Here is a 21,651-nt window from a genome sequence, read left to right as displayed (position 1 = left end):
AAATCTTTATAATTATTTAAATTTATAAATAGGAGAATTATGAAGAATTTATTTAAAGAAACACTTAGATCACTTTCTAAAAATAAAGTTACTATTACAGGTTTAACTATTCTTGTATTTTTATCTTCATCAGTTTTTACTTTCACTAGTGATATAACAAATTCAATGACAAATGAATATAATGAAAGACTTAAAATATCTAAACTACATGATTTAACACTTGATTTAAACATTCCTTCAAACGGTAGTGCTTATAATAATGGTTACTATATAAATGGAAACGATCAAAATAGTGTTATTATACCAACTGATTATAATGAGCCAATCATATATTTTGATGATTCTAATTATTTAAAAGTTGAGTATGGCGTTTCGCTATTAAATGAAGATAATGATTATATTAATCTTTCTATTTTTAAAGAGTTATCTGAACACTATAAAAATTTATATATCAAAAAAGATGACTTATCTAAATTTTTTAATATTTTCTACAATAATAAAACTCAAAATAAAATTTTATTTGACATTTCTGAAAACTCAAAAACAATTTTATTTAATGATGAATATAATTTTGACCTATTTTATAAAGAGAATGATAAATTCAATATATTTACAAAAACACAAAAAATTAACTCAGACTCAAATATTTATTTAGACAAAATTTATACATTGAATGATATTGCGAAAATAATAGTTAAGGATGATAATTCATTGATAGCTTCTGAATTTTCAACATTATTCATAAACATTAATACACTTGAAGCAACATTTGATTTTATTAAAGGTAAAAAATGAGATAACTTAAATCAAGCATATAAAGTCGAAACTAAAGAATTAACTTCATTTCTTGGATTTGAAGAATATAGCAATAACAATCATATTTTTACTTCTGACTTAACTAAATTAATAAACAAAGGTATTTATTCGAATACTGAAGAAAATAGAATTAAAAATTTTATAATTAATAATTCAATTTTGTTTGGTGATTTGAATAAAAATAATATTTCAGAATTTAAACAACAAGTATTGTTTAATTTTCCTCAAAACATAAAATTTAATCTACCGAAACAATGAGTTACTAAAAACAACATATATTCTTATTTTAATAGATGAAATTATACAATCACATATGATGAAACCAACAGAGAAAAATGAACAGGTGATTATAAAACTTATATCGATGATCAAATAAGTAAAAATAATTTAGAAATACCCAAATATTTAAAAGACTTTTCTTTTTGGCAAAAAAAAGATGAAATTTTGACAGATTTCTTTGATGAAAACGGAAACTATATCAAGACAATTAAAACATCTGATTTAACTTCAAAAATTTCTAAAGAAGATTTAGATCTAAAACTAATGATAGCTCCTGAAAATTTACAAAATCAATCAATAAATTACGAAAAATTTAGTTATTCAGGAACAAAAACAATTAAGGATATTGAAGGTATTTCTGAAGAAAAAATTTATGATGAATTAACTAATATAAACAATCAAAATATTAAAGATGATACTTTTAATCGTATAAAAAACGGTTCATTAGTAATTACTAAAAAAAGATTAATAACTAAAGTGGCTGAGATAGTAAAAGAATCAAACATAGGTTATAGACAAACATTAACTGTTGATGCAGTTGATCAAAAAAATAATAGAAAAAACTCATTTAACTTCATTAATATTGGTGATGAAAACAATGTTGTTAACGGTGTTAAATTAAATGTTGGAAAACTATACAATGAGTTTTATCAAAAAACATCGATCAACTTTATAAACGATGGTCAGGATAAATTTTTTAAAAGCAAACAACTACCATCTTATGTTTCAGGTTTATTGGTAAAATATCTAAATCAAGGTTTTAATATTAACCCAAATTATTTAATTATAGATAACGAAATAGGAAATGTTGAAATTTTCAATCCAAATAATGGTGATTTTAAAAAAATAAGCACAAAGATTTTTAAATTTACAAATTTCGATAAAGAAGAGATAGATGTTAATAAATTTAATGGATACGGTTTTGCATCAGATTCGAACAAAATTGTTGTTGTTAGACAAACAAAAGTTAATGATGAGATCATTTGAAAAAATGTTGTCTTTAATAATCATAATTCTATTTATTGAAACGATAGTGATATTATCGATTTAATGATTAGTCAAAATTGAACTTTAAGAACTTCATACATTAATCCAAATGGATGAGCTAAAAGTGACGATTTATTCAAAAATACAATATCGTTGCCTTTAGGATATGTTGTTCCTAATGCGGATATTGTCGATGAAGCATTAAATAAACAAACTTTAAATATTTTTACTAGTTCAATTGAAAAAATTCTTTTAGATAGTGATTTAGTACGTCAAGGTTATATATCAAAAGAATCTATGTCTGTATTTATGGAATCTCTAAAACAAGCACTAAATGACAATGAGTTATACAAATTATTTACTGGAAAAGCAAATACTGAAACACTACCTAAAACAATTTTTTCCTTAATTTATAACCTTACTCAGACAAGGAATGGTGATTATTTATCTGTAATTATTAATGGAATATTTAATAATATAAAACTAAAAATAAATAATTTCGAAACCATAAATGAACAGAAAAAATATTTAACAACACAAATTAACAATTTATTCAGCTTTGCCAATCAATTTTTTGGACTAAATTTTGAGAAATATTTTAGTGCATCAGAATTGGTCAATTTATCTAAAGATCCTAAAATAGTTTTAGATTCCCTAACTAATATAATCCTTTCGTTTGATTTCAAAAGTTTTACAAGCAAGATTATGGAATTTTATAATAGTGGTGAACATAATAAATTAGTAAATGTTGATAACGAAAAATTAAATGTTAAATTAAGTTCATCCCAAATAATTCTATATTTATTAGAGTCATTAAACCAAACAACTGTTAAAAATGCCTTGGTAAACATGTTGAATAATCTAGATGAAAATATGTTTGTTAATAAAGAAAATAATGTATTTTTAAATAGAATTCTCGATTTATTACCTGAAAATATTAAAGAGATTGTTAAATCAATTTTTTCTGAAACAAAAATTTTTGACCCTGAAGATCCAACAAAATTCAATAATTTCAAATTAATGATTGCTCAAATTTTAGAAATATTCGACTTTAATATTTTTTCATCAGAACTTAGAAAAAATTTGAATATATACAAAATTACTGATGAATTAGTGACATATAACAAAAGTTTAGAAGAATATGAAACAACTAAGCGTAACTATGCTATTTACTCATTCAAGACTTCGGATATATTAAAATCAGCATTAAAAGCATTATTTTCAATACCTGGTTCAAATAAATTGATTAAAAACTTAATAATTGAAGGATTTAATATTTCATCAAAGAATACTATTATTAATATCGATGAAAATAATAAATTATTAATTCCTTCATCAGACGATGAAAAATTAGATTTCTTTGATTTGATTAAACTTTTCAATTCGGCTAATGTAAATTCCCCCAAATTACGTAATTTTGAAAAAGATATTGTGATTTTTGAAAAAATTCCAAACAACTTTAGCTCAACAAAAGAATTAAACTATTTAGAAAAAGAATTTCTAGAAAAATATAGTGTAACTAACAAAGATCAATTTAGCGAATTTTCGACAAAATTCAATCAAGTTATTCAAATGATTAAGCTCGATAGAAATAAAGTTAATTTCTCAAACGAGATGAACGTAGCGAACCTTTCTAGATATTTAGTAAATTACAATTTCGGTTTAGGAATTGATCATGAGGATTCGAATACTTATTGAGCAATTATCAGCGGATTATTAAATAAAATCATTCCATATAATGCAACAACAGAATTTAGTTATGGTTTAGATGGATTAAATTTATTCAAATTATGATTTGAAATTTTCATGTTAGATGAGAATATTTATTCTAGAAACGAAAAAATCAAATTTGCAAATAATTTACTAAGTTTTGCGAATAGAAGAGAAATTATTGAATACTTTAATGATAAAAAATTATTAAAACCAACCCTTTCGAATATACCATTACCTGAAAGTGCTGATTTTTCTGTTTCACGTTCTATTGTAGACTTAAATGGGATGATTGAATTATTCTTTAATGAAGAAAATGGTATGTTATCTAATGCTAATTTAAATAATTTCATTAATGATAATATTAAATTTAAGTCATTCATTTTAGAAAACAAAAAAGAAATAACTAGAATGTTTAGTTACATCGCTTCATCTGATAAATATTACAAACAAAATGGTGAAGCGTTATTAACTCAAATCATCAGAAACTTAATCAATGGCGATTTAGTAAAAGATGAACTTTATAATAACAAAGATATTTTTAAGGTTATTTTTGAAAATGAAGAAAAAAGTGAAATTACTACTCTTTTTGGTATAAATTCAGTTTTATTGGATCCAATTTTAAGAAATTTAACACCAGAATTATTGATTTGGTTGTTCACAGAAAACTCAAATAGCGAAATAAATCAAGACTCTTTAGGTAACTTAGCTTGATTCATTCAAAATAAAATAGTAAACTTAGAAGAATTAGTTAAAACCAATTCAGATACATTTTCACTACTATTTAAAAATGAAAAACCGTTAAATACTTTGATTGAGCACGAGAGTGAAATTGATTTAGTTATTGATAATACTTTAAATATTAAAATGTCAGAATTTATAGGTCAATTCACATTCTTCGATATTGATATTACCAAACTATTTTTAGACATTCTTAATTCAATTACTGTTGAATCATATGATGAAAATGTTATTAAATTCAATGATACAAGTTCATATGTCGCTAAGGTAAATTACTCATTTTTAATAAATAATAATAAGGCTATTTATGAAGGCAAAATACCTGAAACACCGACGGAAATAGAGAGGTTAATTAATTCTCTTGATTCAAAATTCTTGGTTGATGTTAACGGAATCAAATTTATTATCATTGGTGAAGATATTACTGCTGACTATTTATACCCAGTAATTGATGAAAACAACATCCAAGTTGATACAAAAAATCAAGCATTAATTTATGTTAATGAAAATGGTTTTGATAGAGTAAGATTCGCATACCAAGGCAATGTGGTTAAAGAATATTTATTGATCAAAACACCTGATGAAATGAAAACTTCTGAATTAAAAGAGCAAGTAACCAATATTGTTAATAATAATTTAGAAAGTGGAAGTACCGCAATAAAAAGGGTTTATGAAGCAACCGAAACCGATCCAATCAACCCTGAAAGAGCTCTTAGAGTAAGTATTCTATCAGGTTTAATAAGTTCAATCCAAAATGTTTCAAATATCATTCTTACAGTTCTATTAGTTTTAGTTTCAACTTCAATTGTCTTTATTATTAGAAGATATATTAATAATAAAAATAAGGTTATTGGTATCTTGGTAGCACAGGGCTATTCAACATTGCAACTATCACTTTCATTTACTGTTTTTGCCATGTTTACAGCATTAATTGGTGGTATATCAGGTTATATTATTGGATTCATTCTCCAAGAACCAATTGGAAAGATTTTTAGCTCTTATTGAACATTACCACCTAGTCCATATAAATTCTCATTCTTAAGTTTTGCTTTAACAATTATTGTTCCATTTATTGGAATGTCAATATTAATTGTGTTAATTTCACTAATTTCATTGCGTTATAAACCAATTGATTTAATGTCTGGTATAACTGAAATTAAAATCGGTCAAAAACAAAAGAAATTCCAACAGTTACTTAAGAAAAATAATGTTAAAGTTAGATTTAGTGGTTCATTATTATTCAATAGCTTCTGAAAATTAATGTCATTTGCATTAAGTATAATCCTTACTGGAATTACTGTAATATTTGGATTATCTACCTTCAATGTATTTGATAAATCAATCCAAAAAACTTACCAAAATAGACATTACAAATTTAAATATGATTTAGAAACTCCAACTACTCAAGGAGGAGCAATTCATCCATTTGACATTAAAGATTTGGATAAGTCGATTTATGTGCCTCTAGGTGAAGGAATAGAATTAAAAAGAAATTATGCAGATTATTTTAGACCTGGTTACTCTTCAATAATTAATTATGGTGGCAAAAATGGTGAACCAGATGAGTTTACATCACACATACTTTCACAATTCTCAGTTAATATTAAGGTTGATTCAGGGATTGCTGTTGATCCTTGATCAATTGCATACAATTCAATGCCAGATTCACAAAAATCAAGAATTAATTTAATTAGAGATAAAATTGGTAAAGAACTTGAGTTAACTCAAGAAGGATTAGTTATTAATGATGAAGGACAAGTGAATTTTGAAAAAACAACTAAAGAATTAAACTTCTTCCACTATATACCAAATAAAACTGTAATTACTGATTCAAAATTCATGTACTATGAATGAAATAGCAAAACCAAAGAATACGATATTAAACAAATAACAACAAAAAATTTAAGAGAAGAATATAGAGAATTTTTAGTTAATGCATATAATAAAATTAAAGAAAAAGAATTGGAAGATTTCTTAATTTCATTTGGTGGAATTTATTTTGATGAAAAATATGATGAGAAATACACTTATGTTTCAAGTGAAATAAACAATGAATCAATTAAACTTTACGGGTACGATAAAAATTCTAAATTAGTCAAAATTACAAATTCTAGCGGTGAAGATTTAATTGAAAAATTAAATAATTTTAAAGATGATAGATACATTCCTCTTGTAATTAACCACGTAAGTTCTAAGAAATTTAATTTAGGTATTGATTCTATAATTGATTTAAGTGTATTGAATCATATTGATAGATATACCTATAAAATAAATGAATCTATAAATTCTAACTATAGTAAACCTTCGACAACTTATAAATTTAAGATTATTGGAATTAGTGAAACTTACATTAATCAAGAATTTGTTATCTCTAAAAATGATGCAGATAGAATTACTGGACTAGATAAAATGAAATTTAGATATGAGCAACCATTTAATGGAATTCTTTCTTCTTCTGATAAAGCTACTCAAATTTTAGGTTCCACATCTCTTTATTCTCCTTCTGGTTATTGAGCAGGTCTTTCAACTTATGATGTTAATAATCTTGACTTAAAAGAAAAACAAGAAATTTATGATAACTTATTTGGTGAAAAAGGAGTTATGATAACTTCAGGAAATTCAAAAGAAGATGTAGCTATGTTTCTAAGTTCAGGTTCATCAAACAATTATGAAACTGTATTTAACAACTTAAGAAGCAATCCTGAAACTTCAATTGATAAATATTCAGCAATTTTTGATGGTTGATTATACATGTCTACAGCTTCTTCATTGGAATCTAAAGATATAGAAGTTTCATTTACCAAATCAATTTCAAGTAATATGGAAAGTTTATCAACAATTATTATTAGTTTAGGTTTAATTATTACAATGACAATTATCGTAATAATTTCACACATTTTAATTAATGAAAACAAGAAAAATATAGCAATTTGATCAATTCTAGGATATAGTCAAAAAGAAAAGATTACAATGTTTTTCTCAATATTTATTCCATTTATTATTATTTCAACCTTAATTGCTATCCCATTTTCACTAATTATTATCAACATATTTAGTAATTTACTAATTCAAATAGCGGCTATTGCAGTGCCAATAAAATTAGGAGTTATGCAAGTTATTTATACATTAATAATTGTTTTTGGTGTTTTTGCAGCAACAACGTTTGCTTCATGAAAACACATAAACAGCATTAAACCAGTGGAATTATTGAAAGGAAAATAATGTTTAATTTTAAGAAAAAATTAAAAGTTACCAAAAATAACGTCTTCGATTATATTAATACAGAAATTAAAGATAAAGAATATGTTGTAAGTAATAAAGTTGCTAAGCTTCTTAACAAAGCAACTAATTCTAAACGCAAAAAAGATGCAAATAAAAATAAGAAAAATAGCAACAATAACATTATTGAAGTACAAAAAGTTAGTAAATATTATCTTTCTGGTAATACTGTAACCAAAGTTCTGAATGAAGTTGATTTAGAGATTAAAAAAGGTGAATTCATCATAATTTATGGTAAATCCGGTTCAGGGAAAAGTACTTTATTAAATTTAATTAGTGGTCTAGACCGCCCTAGTCATGGTGATGTTATTGTTTGTGACAATAATTTGCCTTATTTAAGTGATAATCAATTAACTTTATTCAGACGAAAACATGTTTCATTTATTTTCCAAAATTATAATTTACTAGAAAATCTAACTGGTTATGATAATGTTGAAACTGGACTTTATCTTCAAAAAAATAAAGAAAAACAAAAAGATATTAATGAACTTTTTAAACAATATGAGATTTATGAAGTTAAAGATAAATACCCTGCTCAAATGTCTGGTGGTCAACAACAACGTATCTCTATCTTAAGAGCTTTAGCTAAAAACGCAGAATTAATTTTTGCTGATGAGCCAACTGGAGCTCTTGATGAAAATACCACGAGAATTGTGCTTTCAAATTTATATGATATTAACCAAAATGAAGGAACAACAATTGTAATGGTGTCACATAACCCTTCAATGATGCCAATTGCAGATAGAATTATTAGAGTTGAAAATGGTAAAATCACCAGTGATAAGAGAAATGCAAATAAAATACATCCAAGTCAATTAAAACAATTATAAAACTAAGCACAACAATGGTTGTGTTTTTGTTTAATTAAACTTATTTGCAATAGAAAAATACATATTTTACTTAAACTAGGGTATTAAAAAACAAAATAAATATATATAATTAATATACTTATTATTTGAAAGGAAAAATATGAGTTTTAAATACACTGAACAAGAATTGATCAGAAGAAAAAAATTAGATTTTTATAAAGATAACAATATTGAAGCTTTTAAATTAGCTTATGGCTTAAAAGATATTGAATACAGTGATCAATTAGCTAAAAAATATGAAGATATATCTAAAGAAGAATTAGAATCTCAAAATATTTTTACCGCTATAGCCGGAAGAATTATGACAATGAGAGGTCCATTCATTGTACTTCAAGATTATCACGGTAGAATTCAAGCTTACTTTAACAAAAAAGAACATGTAGAATTAGCAAAATTAGTTAACGCACTTGATTTAGGTGATATTGTTTATATTGAAGGAACTGTTATGAAAACTCACACTGGTGAAGTTTCAGTCAGAACAAGTGACTTAAAATTATTAACCAAATCACTTAGACCACTTCCAGAAAAATTCCATGGATTAACCGACGTTGAAGAAAGATACAGAAGAAGATATGTTGACATGATCATGAATCATGACAGTAGAACAGCACTTTTAACAAGAAGTAGAATTATCAGTGAAATCAGAAGATATTTCGATAATTTAGAATATATTGAAGTTGAAACACCTATTTTACATCACTATATTTCCGGGGCATCAGCAAGACCATTCAAAACATTCCATAACGCTTTAACACAAGATTTTGTTTTAAGAATCGCAACAGAAGTACCTCTTAAGAAATTACTTGTTGGTGGTTGAGATCGTGTTTACGAAATTGGAAGAATTTTCAGAAATGAAGGAATTGATACAACTCATAATCCTGAATTTACAAGTATTGAGTTTTACGAAGCATATTCAAACTTAGATGGAATGATGGAACGTACAGAAGCATTGTTCAAGCAAATTGCAAAAAAACTTGGAAAAGAAAAAGTTATGAATGGAGATGTTGAAATTGATTTAACTAAACCATTCAATAGAATCGATATGGTTGATGCAGTTTCAAAAGCAACAGGTTACAATTTCAGGGAAATTAGTTTTGAAGAAGCGGTTGAAGTGGCTAAAAAACACAAAGTTAAAGTTGAAAAATACTTCACAATTGGTCACATTATTAATGAGCTTTTTGAAGTTTTAATTGAAGAAACATTAATTCAACCAACTTTTGTGTATGGACATCCAATAGAAATCTCACCTTTAACAGCTAAAGGTAAAGATCCGAGATTTACTGAAAGAGCTGAATTATTCATCAACACAAAAGAATATGCAAATATGTATACTGAGCTTCATGATCCTATTGATCAACTTGGAAGATTTGAACTTCAACTTGAAGAGAAAAATAAAGGAAATGATGAAGCAAGTGATATTGATTATGACTTTATTGAAGCTTTAGAATATGGAATGCCTCCTGCTGGTGGTTGCGGAATTGGTATTGATAGATTATGTATGTTATTTACTGAAAAAACTTCAATTAGAGATGTTCTTTTATTCCCAACACTTAAAAGAAAGGTTGAAAATTAATGCCGGTTGTTAGAAGAAAGAAAAAAGGATTAGCAAATAAAGTTTTAGCTTTCGATCTAGATGGAACAATTTTAAGAAAAGATAATACTCTTCACCCAGAAACTGAGAAAATGTTAATGGAAGCTAAAAGATTTGGTTCGACAAACGTAATTGCAACCGGAAGGGGTTTATTGAAAGTTATCCCTTTAATTAATAACGGAGTCTTAAAATATATCGATTATTTAGTTTGTTCAAATGGTGCTTTAACTTTCGATCTTGAAAAAAATGAAACTACAATTTTAGGTTCAATTGGTATGGATGCATTTGAGGCAATGCTTCAAAAAGCTAAAGAAGAGGAATTGATTTTTTCTGTAGATACAGATGCCTTTAATGGAACAATTATTTTTTCAAATGATGGTAGTGAATTACCATCATGACTTGAAAATGAAACTATGGATCTTGCAATTTTAAATAGATTTACAGAAGAACAAGTTAGAGTTGCTTTAGAAGAAGAGAATGCATCAATTACTCAAGTTGCAATAAGAAGTCCAAGAAATAAAGCAGAGAAAAATACAAAGGAAATGCAAAAAATTCTTGGTGATAAATATCAAGTTGTTTTAACAAACTCAGTTTATACTGATGTTAACAAAAAAGGAATTTCAAAATTTCAAGGTTTACTGTACCTTTGTCAGCAATTAAATCTAAAAATAGAAGATGTTATTGCATTTGGTGATAGTGGTAATGACACGGAAATGTTAACTAAATGTGGAATTGGTATTGCTATGGGTAATGCTACAAAAGATGCAAAACAAGCTGCAGATTTTGTTATCGGTGATCATGAAGATGATGCAATTGGCGAAGCTATTAATTATTTAATTTGAAATGGTGTGCCAGTTGAAGTGGAGTAAAAATGGAAAATAAAAAAGTTTTAGTTAAAAGAATTGATGCAAATATTAATGATTGACTAGCTGAACAAAAAAATGCCACAGATTATTTGCAAAGTTCAGGTAGAAAAGATTTTAATCAAAATGACATCTTAGGCATTGCAACATCAAATTTCATTTCAAAGCAAATTGGTGAATGTTTTAGAGAATTTTCAACCGACTATAGTAGAATTTACTTCTCACCAATTGTCAAAAATGTGATTTCAAAAATTGAAGAATGTACTGCTGAATTACATTTCTTTTACATTGATGAATTAGAAAGATTTAATAATTCAAATGTACATCCTGAATATAAAATTAATGACAAACTAGAAGAAACTCCTCAAATTCAACCATTTATTGATTCATTTATGAATTCTTATGCATTTAAAATTGATAAGAATGATAAAATTCTTGAAAAAAACGATTTAGTTTTAGTAAAAATTTTAGATAGACAATCAAACTTATCATCAAATAGTGAATATATTTATAATTCAGATGAAGATAAAGATCCTTTACTTAAAGAATTAGATGCAGCTCTTGAAGGTGCTAAAGTTGGGTCACACGTTGAGATTACAATCGATAATAGAGAATATGGAGTTGATGTTTTGAGAGTAAGACAAACTCAAAATATGCCTATTAATGATGACAATGCATCACTTATTGGAGTACCTGAAATAAAAAATAGAGATGATGCTAAAAAATTCATTGTTTCAACTGTTGTGGAACAATTGTTTAATAAAGAATTACACAATTATGCACTTTCTATCTATCAAGAGTTTGAAAAACAAATTGATATTTCAAAAGATGAGCCTAAAGAGTTAATTGATTCAGAGATTCATAGAAGAATTCAAGATTTTATATCTCAATTCAAATTTAATAATACACAAATGAGTGAAAAAGAAATTGAAGAAATTAAAAATGAACATTACGATCAATTCAAAAATCAAACTTTAAAAGCATTTAAAATGAATTTTATTCGTTCATGATTACCAAGATCATTAAAAATAACTCTTGAAGACGGTGAAATTGAAAAAGAATACAAAACCCTAATGTCTATGACAACAGAAAATGACAGACAAAATATGAATATAAATCCTCAAAAAATTGCTGAAGTATTGATTGATAGAAAAGTGGCAAAACACTACTTACAAATAAATAATCCTGAATTGTATGAAAAGTACAATTATGGTAAAAAATAATAGATTATCACGATTAATTTCGTGATTTTTTATAAATTAAAAAGTCACTTAAGTGACTTAATTATCTTCGAGTTTTTCTAAAATATATCGAGATTAATTCAAAGAGAACAAATAAAAGAGTTATAGGTATCAAAATAGCTGATATTTTTTCAATATTATCTTTTTTATCATAAATAATATATAAATTACCTAATCCTCAACCAGTGAAAGCACCATAAAATAAACTATCTCTACATATATTTTCAAATTCTAATTGAATGTAACTTATTAAATCTTTCTTTATGTAAGGCAAAATCAATTTTCTGTAAATATAAAATTTATTTTTTTTCATTATTTTATAGTATTCAAAGTATTTTATATCTATTGAATTTATACTTTCAGAAACATACTTAGTTAAACCTCTAAAAGACGCAAAAGCAAGCGTTCAGGTCATTGCACCAATACTATCTAAAAATATATTTAACAGATAAAATATGAAAATTGAAGGTAACATCCTAAAAAAAGAAAGGATAGTTTTTAATATATATGAAACAAATCAATTATTTATTTTTTCAGACATAAAAATAGAATAAATAAGACTAAAAAATATTGAAATTACCAAGCATACATAAGATTGTTTAATTATTTTTAATGTCCAAAATCATCCATTTAATTCCAATTTATTAAAATCACTAAAATCAGGATTTAAGAACCTATATAAAGTTCTAAAAAAATTATTAAAGTTTATGGATTTAAATTCAAATTCTCTAATAATATTAACTGATAATATGAAAGTCACGGTTAATAAAATAAACAAAGCAATCTGTAGTTTACGATAATTAATATTATTAATAATATTTGAATTTGTATTTAATTTAAAATTATTAAATAGAAACTTATTAAACAATAACATTATCATTTCAAGAGAAAGAATCAAAATAAACATATATAAAATAGTCACAGAGAGAAACTCATGTCTTGATTGATACAATTCAAATAAAAAACCTATACCAGAAATTCCTACAGCTCCCAATACGGTTGTTCACCTAATGTTTGACTCGAGTGAAAGAAAATACATCAAAATTATTTTTGGTCTGTTTCTTAAAATTATATTTTTGTAAAATGAATTAAGTTTACTCTTGCCTGAGTAAATCATTTGTCAATATTCAACATCAGAGGTGTTTTCAAAAAGGTTTGTCAAATATGAACTTAATCATATTCAGGTAAATCAAAATATTATAAGAGTTGCGCCTAAAATCCCATTAAATGAATTACTAATTAAGGAGATAAAGACAAAAACTGGTAAGATTCTTAAAACTAAAATTAGGGTTCTAACAAATATAATAAAAAATTTGTTCTTATGAAATTTTCTTGTTGAATAAAATGATGTAAAAATAGCAAAGATAAATCCTAAAAAATTTCCTAAAACAACATATTGAATAGTCTTAGAAAAATAAATTCAATTTATCTGTCATAAATTAGAATTAGCAAAATTTTTTTCATCAACAGTATTAAGAAGAAAAAACTTATAAAGTGTCTTTTGTAAATCAGTTAAATTATCAGAATAAATATGAAAAGGATTTAAGTCTAGTAAACAATAAATAAAAAACAATATTAACAAAAATATTACAAATCATTTAACTCAAGATTTGATTTTTCTATTACTACCACTTTCTCATGAAAAAAAGTTCTTGATTTTAGTCAAAAAATTCATTTAAATTTCCTTTGTTAAAATATTTCTTTTCGATTATATTTTTTATTTCTCCATTTTCTAGGCAAATCAATTTATCACAATATTTGGTTGCTAGATTCAAGTCATGAATGTTGATAACAACAATTTTGTTTTTGCTCATTTTTTTAAATTGTTTGATAATTAAATTTGCATTGAATGGGTCAAGATTCGAAGTTGGTTCATCAGCAAAAATTATGCTTTTATCATTGTAAATTTCTATAGCAACTATCAATCTTTGTTTTTCACCACCAGAAAGTTTTTCGGTTTTTTCAAATAATTTACCTTCTAGTCCTAAATTTTCTAGAATTTTTATAATTTTTTCGTTTTCTTTATCCTTAGGATTTCAAAACATTCTACTAAATCAACTTTTTTTAAATTCGCATAATCTGTTTAAATTATCTAAAACACTTAAATCATTAATTAAATTAGGGAATTGTGAAATATAAGAAATGTTTTTTCTGAATTTTTTTTTATCTTTTCTTGTCGAAATAATTTTATTATTAAAACATATTTTCCCTGTTTTAATGTTATTGAAGGAAATTATAGTATTTAAAATTGTAGTTTTGCCTGCTCCACTTTTACCAATTATTCCTATTAATTCACCTTGATTTAATTCGAGATTAATTTTAGACAATAACAATTTATTTTTGTCATAAACAGAAACGTTTTTAAGTTCTATATTATTGTTCGTATTTTGTGTATCCATAAAAACCAACTGTAGGACCTCAATTGTCACTACCTGAAGAATATAATTGTACAAAAGCATCAGTAATTATTTTTTGAATTTCTTCGTTCACTTTTTTGCTATTTACCACAGCAATATTGTATTGCAATGGATCTGTTAATGCTAAAATTTCCATTTTTTCATTTTCCATAGGTGTGTACTTAGAAATGTTATCAATGGTGTTTTTTGTTCATGAATATGAACCTTCATTATCAAAACAAATATGGAATGAATTATTTTTTAGCATATCCTTTGTTTTACCGTTCAAAAAATAATTTGAATAATTCGTTATTTCATAAGCTAATGATACAAAAGAATTGTTTTCAAGGTTAAAGTGTTGTTTTAGAAGTCTTTCTGGAAGTAAATATTTACTTCCTGAATCAGCACTTCCATGCACAATTCCGAAACTTCTAAATTTGTTTCAATCCTTATTATTTCAAGCGTTTACAATTTCATTTCTAACTTCATCAGTTCCTGAAATTCAAATTATACCACGTTGAAAATCTACTAATTTGTCATCATAAAAATGCTCATAAATTGAACCATTTCATGAGTAATTTCATTGGCTGTATTTTTTTTGGTTAAACAAGTCGCTTTGAAGTTTAGCGCTAGTTATTATTTTGTCATTTTCTGTTCCATCAACATAACTAAATTTTTCATTATCATACTTAAAAGATTTAGTAAGTGTTTGTATTATTGGTTTAATTTTATTAGCTTTTGTTGTATCTTGGTTAATATAATTTTCATAACTTGAATGTGAAACAAAAGCCAAATCGATGACTCCTTTGCTAATATTTTGCAAATTAACTAAGTAATCATCTGAAGCGTATGTTACTTTAATTTTTATTTTTTCACCAATAATTTCCTGCAATTTATTTTCTAATTCGAATCTTATTTTTTCAGGTTTATCTTCATCTTCCATTCAAGGAGAAATCAATGAAATATTCATAACTTCAGTATTGTTTATTTTTTTATCACACGAAGATGATAAACTCAATAGTGATAAAATGCTTGCTACTGAAAATAAAGTTAATGTAATCTTTTTTCTTAAAAACATATAAAAAATTCCTCTCTGACAGGGAGGAATTTAAAAAACGAACTCGCTACGCTAGCATTACCTAGATCAGCTCTAAGAGTGTTTCTCAATCCACATAAGTGAATACCCCTGTCTAGATAAATTATAAAATAATAATTTGAAAACCTTTAAAATAATTTATAATCAATACATACATATATTAAGTTATAAGCAAATTATAAGGATGTGGTTATATGAAATATAAAAGAATATTAGTTAAACTTTCTGGAGAAGGATTAGTTAATAAAGAAAAACATTTAGCAATTGACTATGAATTAGTTGCGAATATTGCTAGACAATTAAAACAAATTGTTGATATGGGGGTCGAAGTTTCCGTTGTTATAGGTGGTGGAAACTTCTGAAGAGGAGCTTCGGCTGCAAAAAATGGTATACCTAGAAACCGCGCTGACTACATCGGAATGTTAGCAACAATCATGAATGGACTTGCTCTAAGAAGTGGTTTTGAACAACATGGATTGCCTTCTAGAGTTCAAAGTTCAATTAATATTGATGCTAAAGTAGCGGAAAATTATGTTAATGAGAAAGCGCTAAAATACTTAAAAGATGGCGAAGTTGTAATTTTTGTTGGAGGTACTGGTAGACCTTATTTCACAACGGATACAGCTGCAACATTGTATGCTTCAGAAGTTGGAGCCGAAGTTATTTTAATGGGAAAAAATAAAGTTGAAGGTGTTTATGATAGCGATCCAAAAATAAACCCTGATGCAAAACGTTTTGATAAAATTACTTATGATGAAATTCTTGAAAGAAAACTTCAAGTTATGGATTTAACAGCCACAAGTATGGCTAGAGATAACAATATTTCTCTTATTATTTTTAATATTGCTGAGCCTGATGCAATTGTTAGAGCGCTCAAAGGAGAAATAACTCACACAGAGGTGGTAAAATAATGGACATAGAATTATATTTATTACAAATCAAGGAAGCTGCTGATAAGTCAATTCATCATCTTAAATTTGAATTATCTAAAATTTCAACTGGTAGAGCTAATCCTCAACTAGTTAAATGAGTAAAGGTAGATTACTACGGTACACCAACTTCATTAGATGAATTAGCAAACATTTCAGTTCCTGAACCACAACAATTATTAATCAAACCTTATGATCAATCATCTGTTAAAGATATTTTAAAAGCAATTAATAATGCTAATTTAGGAATTACTCCTGTTGATGAAGGGAATCAAGTCAGAATTACCTTTCCAGCATTAACAACAGAAAGAAGAAAAGAATTAACAAAAGCATTACCAAAACACTCTGAACAAGCAAAAGTTGGAGTAAGAAATGCTAGACAAGATGTTAATAAATTAGTCAAATCTGATGAAAGCATTTCTGAAGATGAACAAAAGAGAATTTTAGAAATTGTTCAAAAAGAAGTAGACAAATACATCAATGAAATTTCCGCAATTGTAAAAGACAAGGAAAATGAATTAATGAATAAATAATGTCATTTAGTGTTGTGAATAAACACTAGGTGATTTTTTTAATTTATTAATTATAATCATTTGATTATGCTATAATTTAAAAGCATTCAGGATTTACGAGTTGCATTTATGCAACTTTTGTTATTTTTGGAGGAGAAATTGAATTATAAAGAAGAGTTGAAAAATCATTTTGGTGAGGCGATAATTGATGCAAAACTAATTAGTGAATTTGGTCAACAAGTTCTTGAAGTAACTGTTGATGCTAATGATTTAAATCAAGTTAATAAGTGAACGGCCTTATTAAATGAATATCTTGAATCTGTAACTTGATTCAAAGATGAATATGCACTAACCGTTATGTCTAAAGGTGAGAAATTAGAATATGAATTTGATGAATTAATGGATAAAATAGGCACATTCATCAAAGTTAAATTAAATAAAAGTGTAAGTAAACATGATATATATATTGGCGAATTATTAGAATTTAGTCCTAGCGAAATTTTATTAAAGTGAAATGATCATGGACAGTTTAGAAAAATTAAATTAATGAAAAATGACATTAATAATATTGAAAAATACATTAAATTTTAGGAGTAGTTATGGCTGTTAAAAAAACAAATGACGCAAACGATTCATTTATTAACAAAAGTGAATTAATCAAAAAGGACTGATACAAAGTTATTAAGGGTTATGCTTTAAGTAACAATCTTACAAAAGAAGAGGTTTGTGAAATTTTTTCACAAGAAACAACAAAAGCTATCAATAGAGATATAGACCCAGAAGCCGAAATTATTTTCGAATTAGATAATGATGAAGAAAAAGTAATTATTTTTAACAATAACATGGAAGTTGTTGAAGATAATTTTGAATTTGAATCAGAAAATGATCCGGAAAGAATTTCTTTTATAACAATTTCTGAAGCATCAAAATTGCATCCAAATTGCGAAGTGGGTGACGTAGTCAAATATACAATTGATTTTAATCTACTTAGTGAAAAAATTAAAACTGTAATTAGAAATGGATTCATCCAAAGATTAAAGATGAACCAAAAACAAAAAGTATTTAACAAATATTCTAATTTGATTGGACAAAGGTTAAAAGCCAGAGTTCTTTCTAAAAATAATAATGGCTCATACAATATGATTTTTGAAGACAATGTTACTGCTTTCTTACCAAGTAATAAAGTAAATAGACGCTTACAGATGAAACCAGGTTCAATTATTGATGTTTATCTCGAAGAAGTTCATGAAGAAAGTAAATTAAGTCAATGTTTAGTTTCAACAGATTCTCCTAAAGCAGTTGAAGATTTATTAAAAAATGATATTCCTGAAATATCTGATGGTTCAGTTGAAATTGTTAGGGTTGTTAGACAACCAGGTGAGAGATCAAAAATAGCAGTTAAATCAATTCATGATGAAAATATTGATGCAGCAGCTTCGATAATCGGTGTTAATGGTTCAAGAATTTTATCAATTAGTGAAAAATTAGAAGGCGAAAAATTAGATGTTATTCCATTTTCTGATGATCTTAGACAATTTATTATAAATGCGATGTCTCCGGCTAAAGTTGTTGATGTAGTATTCAAAACTCCTGATAACGACTCAGCTTTTGTAATTCTTAATAAAGAAAACATTCTTGTCGCAATTGGTAAAAAAGGTTCTAATATTGAACTAGCTAAAAACTTAACGGGTGTTAATTTAGAGGCAATCACTACTGAAGAAGCGCTTGAAAAGGAAATTCCATTCAAAGAATCTAAAGAATATGACAAACCATTAATTAAAAAACCAAAAGGTAGAAAACCAACAAAAAGTAACAACTTCTTCTCAGGATTTAATTTCGATATTAATGAGTTTGCACAAGACGTTTCAGAATTCATGGAGCAACAAACTTCAGCCATTGAAAAAAATCAAAGTGAAAATCCTACTAAGAACGAGAAACCTAAAGTTAAGAAATCAGAAAAATTGAATCTTGATGATTTCTTTAGTGAAGATAATGTTTTAGAATTAGAAAAACAATCAAAAAACAGTGATGAATATGATTTTTTAAATGACATTGATTTTGACAAAATCTTTGATGATAATGAGATAAGTGAATTTGATGAAGATTTTGAAGATGATGCTAGTTCAGAAAAACCTGAAAAAGAGAAGAAATCAGTTGATAAAGAATACAAAAAAGCAAAAATTGAACTTAGAGACTTCAAAGTTGATTCTGACTTGGCTAATTATGGTCTTGACTCAAATTTAGATTTAAGTGATTTCGATGATGAGTGAGAAAAATAATAATTACACACGCAAATGCGTGATTACCCATGAAATTTTAGATGTTTCACAGTTGATAAGATTTGATTATAAAAAAGAAACAAATATTATTTCATTAGACCTAAACAAAACAAAGAATGGTAGGGGTTGTTATCTAAAAAATGATCCTAATTTATGGTCTCAGTTCATTAAAACAAAGGCGTTAAATAGAGCTTTTAGAACAAATGTAAACCTTGAAGTTTATAACAACATTTATAACGAATTAACGGAGGTCTTATGGAAAAAAAGTTAAATAGAATTAGTAATGTTGAAGAAGTTAAAAAACAAATGTCAGTTGTTAAAACTGAATTAAAAGATGGTGTTTTTATCTTCACAGGAAAAATGTCAATAAGTGATTTCGCAGAAAAAACTAAGATTAACACAAATGATATTATTAAAAGATTTTTCTTAAAAGGAAAGGTATATAACCTTAATTATGTTTTAGATGAAGAAGAAATTGCTGAATTATGTCTAGAATATGGATTTGATTTTAATAAAGAAACAAGTGTTGATGCAGGTAATTTCTTAGATGAAGTTGAATTTAAGGACAAAGAAAAAGATTTACAAAAAAGAGCTCCTATAATTACTGTTATGGGACACGTAGACCACGGTAAAACAACTTTGATTGACAAGATAAGAAATTCAAATATTGTAGCTACAGAGTCAAGTGGAATTACACAACACACTGGCGCTTATCAAATTGAATATAAGAAAAATAAGATTACATTTATTGATACACCGGGACATGAAGCGTTTACATCAATGAGAGCAAGAGGTGCTAAAATAACTGATATTGTTGTTTTGGTTGTTGCTGCTGATGATGGTGTTATGCCACAAACTATTGAAGCGATTCAACATGCTAAAGCTGTAAATGTACCAATTATTGTCTTTGTTAATAAAATGGATAAACCAAATAAAGACTTAGATAGAATTAAAGGTGAACTAGCGGAGAATGATGTTATCATCGAAGAATACGGTGGAGACACAATGATGGTAACAGGTTCAGCGCTAAAAGGAAAAGGATTAGATGAATTATTTGATGCAATCAATACTTTAGCTGAACTTTTAGATTTAAAAGCGAATCCAAATAGATATCCAATTGGCGTTGTCATCGAATCTAGAACTGATAAAGGAATCGGTGCTGTTTCAACATTGATAATTGAAAACGGAACTCTTATTAAAGGAGATTTTATTGTTGCGGGTTCTAGATATGGAAGAGTTAGACTTTTAACAGATACTAATGGAGTTGAAATTCCTAAAGCTACTCCAGGTATGCCGGTTGTTGTTAGTGGATTAAATTACATCCCTATGGCAGGTGATAAATTTGTTGGTTTTTCAGATGAAAAATTTGCTAAAAAACTAGCAGCTGAAAAAAATGTTATAGACAAACAAAATGAACTTTATCAAAGAAATCAAGCAACCCTAGACTCTGACGGTAAAAAAGTGTTAAATGTTATCATAAAATCCGATGTTCACGGTGTTGCAGAAGCTATTAAACATAAAATTGATGGGTTAAATAATGATGAAGCCGTAATTAAGGTAGTAAGTTGAGCTGCAGGAACAATAAATAACAGTGATTTACTATTGGCTCAGGCTTCAAATGCTACCATCTTCACATTTAATAATAAGCCAACTGCTGCTCAAAAACAATCTGCAGCAAACTTAGGAGTGACAATTTCTTCACATGATGTTATTTATAAAATTATTGAATCATGTGAAAAAATGTTAGAAGGCGAAAAGGCACCTGTTTATGAGGAAAGAAAAGTTGGTGAAGCTCACATTATCAAAATTTTCTTTTATTCTAAAGTCGGTAACATTGCTGGCGCTATGATGGATGAAGGTGTTGTAAGAGCAAATTCAAAAGTTAAAGTATATAGAACTGGTAAATTAATTCATGAAGGAAGTATAGATTCATTGAAACGTGAATTAAATGACGCTAAAGAAGTTGTTAAAGGTAAAGATTTTGGATGTCACATTAAAAACTTTAATGACATTAAAGAAGATGATATTCTTATGTTTTTTGAAGATGTGCAAGTTAATTAAAA

At 26.4% G+C, this 21,651-nt stretch carries 14 protein-coding genes and 1 riboswitch; of the genes, 11 read left to right on the top strand and 3 right to left on the bottom strand.

Annotation, left to right across the window (positions count from 1 at the left end; all coding sequences use genetic code 4):
- The first annotated feature begins 39 nt into the window (after positions 1-39).
- The 5 genes from FOY43_RS02870 (at position 40) to FOY43_RS02850 (ending at position 12,358) form a co-directional block, all read left to right on the top strand.
- Positions 40-7,755 (top strand): ABC transporter permease, encoded by a 7,716-nt coding sequence (locus tag FOY43_RS02870; protein ID WP_146309033.1) that lies wholly within the window; start codon positions 40-42, stop codon positions 7,753-7,755.
- Positions 7,755-8,642: an ABC transporter ATP-binding protein gene (locus tag FOY43_RS02865; RefSeq protein ID WP_146309032.1), complete on the top strand. Its 888-nt coding sequence runs from the start codon at positions 7,755-7,757 to the stop codon at positions 8,640-8,642. The genes FOY43_RS02870 and FOY43_RS02865 overlap by 1 nt, the downstream gene beginning before the upstream one ends.
- Before the next feature lie 139 nt (positions 8,643-8,781).
- The gene (gene lysS, locus FOY43_RS02860; RefSeq protein ID WP_146309031.1) at positions 8,782-10,254 is read left to right on the top strand and encodes a lysine--tRNA ligase; all 1,473 of its coding nucleotides are present in this window, start codon (positions 8,782-8,784) and stop codon (positions 10,252-10,254) included.
- Complete coding sequence (locus FOY43_RS02855; protein ID WP_146309030.1) at positions 10,254-11,141, top strand: HAD family hydrolase; 888 nt, start codon at positions 10,254-10,256, stop codon at positions 11,139-11,141. The genes lysS and FOY43_RS02855 overlap by 1 nt, the downstream gene beginning before the upstream one ends.
- A gap of 2 nt (positions 11,142-11,143) precedes the next feature.
- Positions 11,144-12,358: a trigger factor-related chaperone gene (locus tag FOY43_RS02850; protein WP_146309029.1), complete on the top strand. Its 1,215-nt coding sequence runs from the start codon at positions 11,144-11,146 to the stop codon at positions 12,356-12,358.
- A 61-nt stretch (positions 12,359-12,419) separates the two neighbouring features.
- Here the strand turns inward: FOY43_RS02850 and FOY43_RS02845 are convergent, their stop codons facing one another.
- The 3 genes from FOY43_RS02845 to cypl are packed head-to-tail and all read right to left on the bottom strand — an operon-like array spanning position 12,420 to position 15,850.
- Positions 12,420-14,051 (bottom strand): PhnE/PtxC family ABC transporter permease, encoded by a 1,632-nt coding sequence (locus FOY43_RS02845; RefSeq protein WP_146309028.1) that lies wholly within the window; start codon positions 14,049-14,051, stop codon positions 12,420-12,422.
- Entirely contained in the window at positions 14,035-14,775 is a 741-nt protein-coding gene (locus FOY43_RS02840; RefSeq protein ID WP_162847764.1) for an ATP-binding cassette domain-containing protein, read from the bottom strand. Before FOY43_RS02840 ends, FOY43_RS02845 begins: the two co-directional genes overlap by 17 nt.
- On the bottom strand, positions 14,750-15,850 hold the full coding sequence (gene cypl / locus FOY43_RS02835; protein WP_146309026.1) for an ABC transporter thiamine pyrophosphate-binding lipoprotein p37/Cypl: 1,101 nt from the start codon (positions 15,848-15,850) through the stop codon (positions 14,750-14,752). The genes FOY43_RS02840 and cypl overlap by 26 nt, the downstream gene beginning before the upstream one ends.
- 26 nt (positions 15,851-15,876) lie before the next feature.
- A riboswitch (TPP riboswitch) is annotated at positions 15,877-15,970 on the bottom strand.
- A 92-nt stretch (positions 15,971-16,062) separates the two neighbouring features.
- Between cypl and pyrH the strand changes: the two genes are divergently transcribed.
- The 6 genes from pyrH to infB all read left to right on the top strand — a co-directional run bounded on the left by pyrH (position 16,063) and on the right by infB (position 21,649).
- Complete coding sequence (gene pyrH, locus FOY43_RS02830; protein WP_146309025.1) at positions 16,063-16,779, top strand: UMP kinase; 717 nt, start codon at positions 16,063-16,065, stop codon at positions 16,777-16,779.
- Positions 16,779-17,330, top strand: a complete 552-nt coding sequence (gene frr / locus FOY43_RS02825) for a ribosome recycling factor (protein ID WP_146309024.1) — start codon at positions 16,779-16,781, stop codon at positions 17,328-17,330. The genes pyrH and frr overlap by 1 nt, the downstream gene beginning before the upstream one ends.
- Before the next feature lie 138 nt (positions 17,331-17,468).
- Positions 17,469-17,900, top strand: a complete 432-nt coding sequence (locus FOY43_RS02820; protein WP_146309023.1) for a ribosome assembly cofactor RimP — start codon at positions 17,469-17,471, stop codon at positions 17,898-17,900.
- 8 nt (positions 17,901-17,908) lie between these two features.
- Positions 17,909-19,588: a transcription termination factor NusA gene (nusA, locus tag FOY43_RS02815; RefSeq protein ID WP_146309022.1), complete on the top strand. Its 1,680-nt coding sequence runs from the start codon at positions 17,909-17,911 to the stop codon at positions 19,586-19,588.
- Positions 19,569-19,859: a YlxR family protein gene (locus FOY43_RS02810; protein ID WP_328592693.1), complete on the top strand. Its 291-nt coding sequence runs from the start codon at positions 19,569-19,571 to the stop codon at positions 19,857-19,859. Before nusA ends, FOY43_RS02810 begins: the two co-directional genes overlap by 20 nt.
- Positions 19,844-21,649, top strand: a complete 1,806-nt coding sequence (infB, locus tag FOY43_RS02805; protein ID WP_146309021.1) for a translation initiation factor IF-2 — start codon at positions 19,844-19,846, stop codon at positions 21,647-21,649. Before FOY43_RS02810 ends, infB begins: the two co-directional genes overlap by 16 nt.
- Positions 21,650-21,651: the final 2 nt, after the last annotated feature.

Source organism: Mycoplasma anserisalpingitidis, assembly GCF_007858495.1.
Taxonomy (GTDB): Bacteria; Bacillota_I; Bacilli_A; order Mycoplasmatales; family Metamycoplasmataceae; genus Mycoplasmopsis; species Mycoplasmopsis anserisalpingitidis_A.
This window is presented reverse-complemented; position numbering and strand designations above follow the sequence as displayed.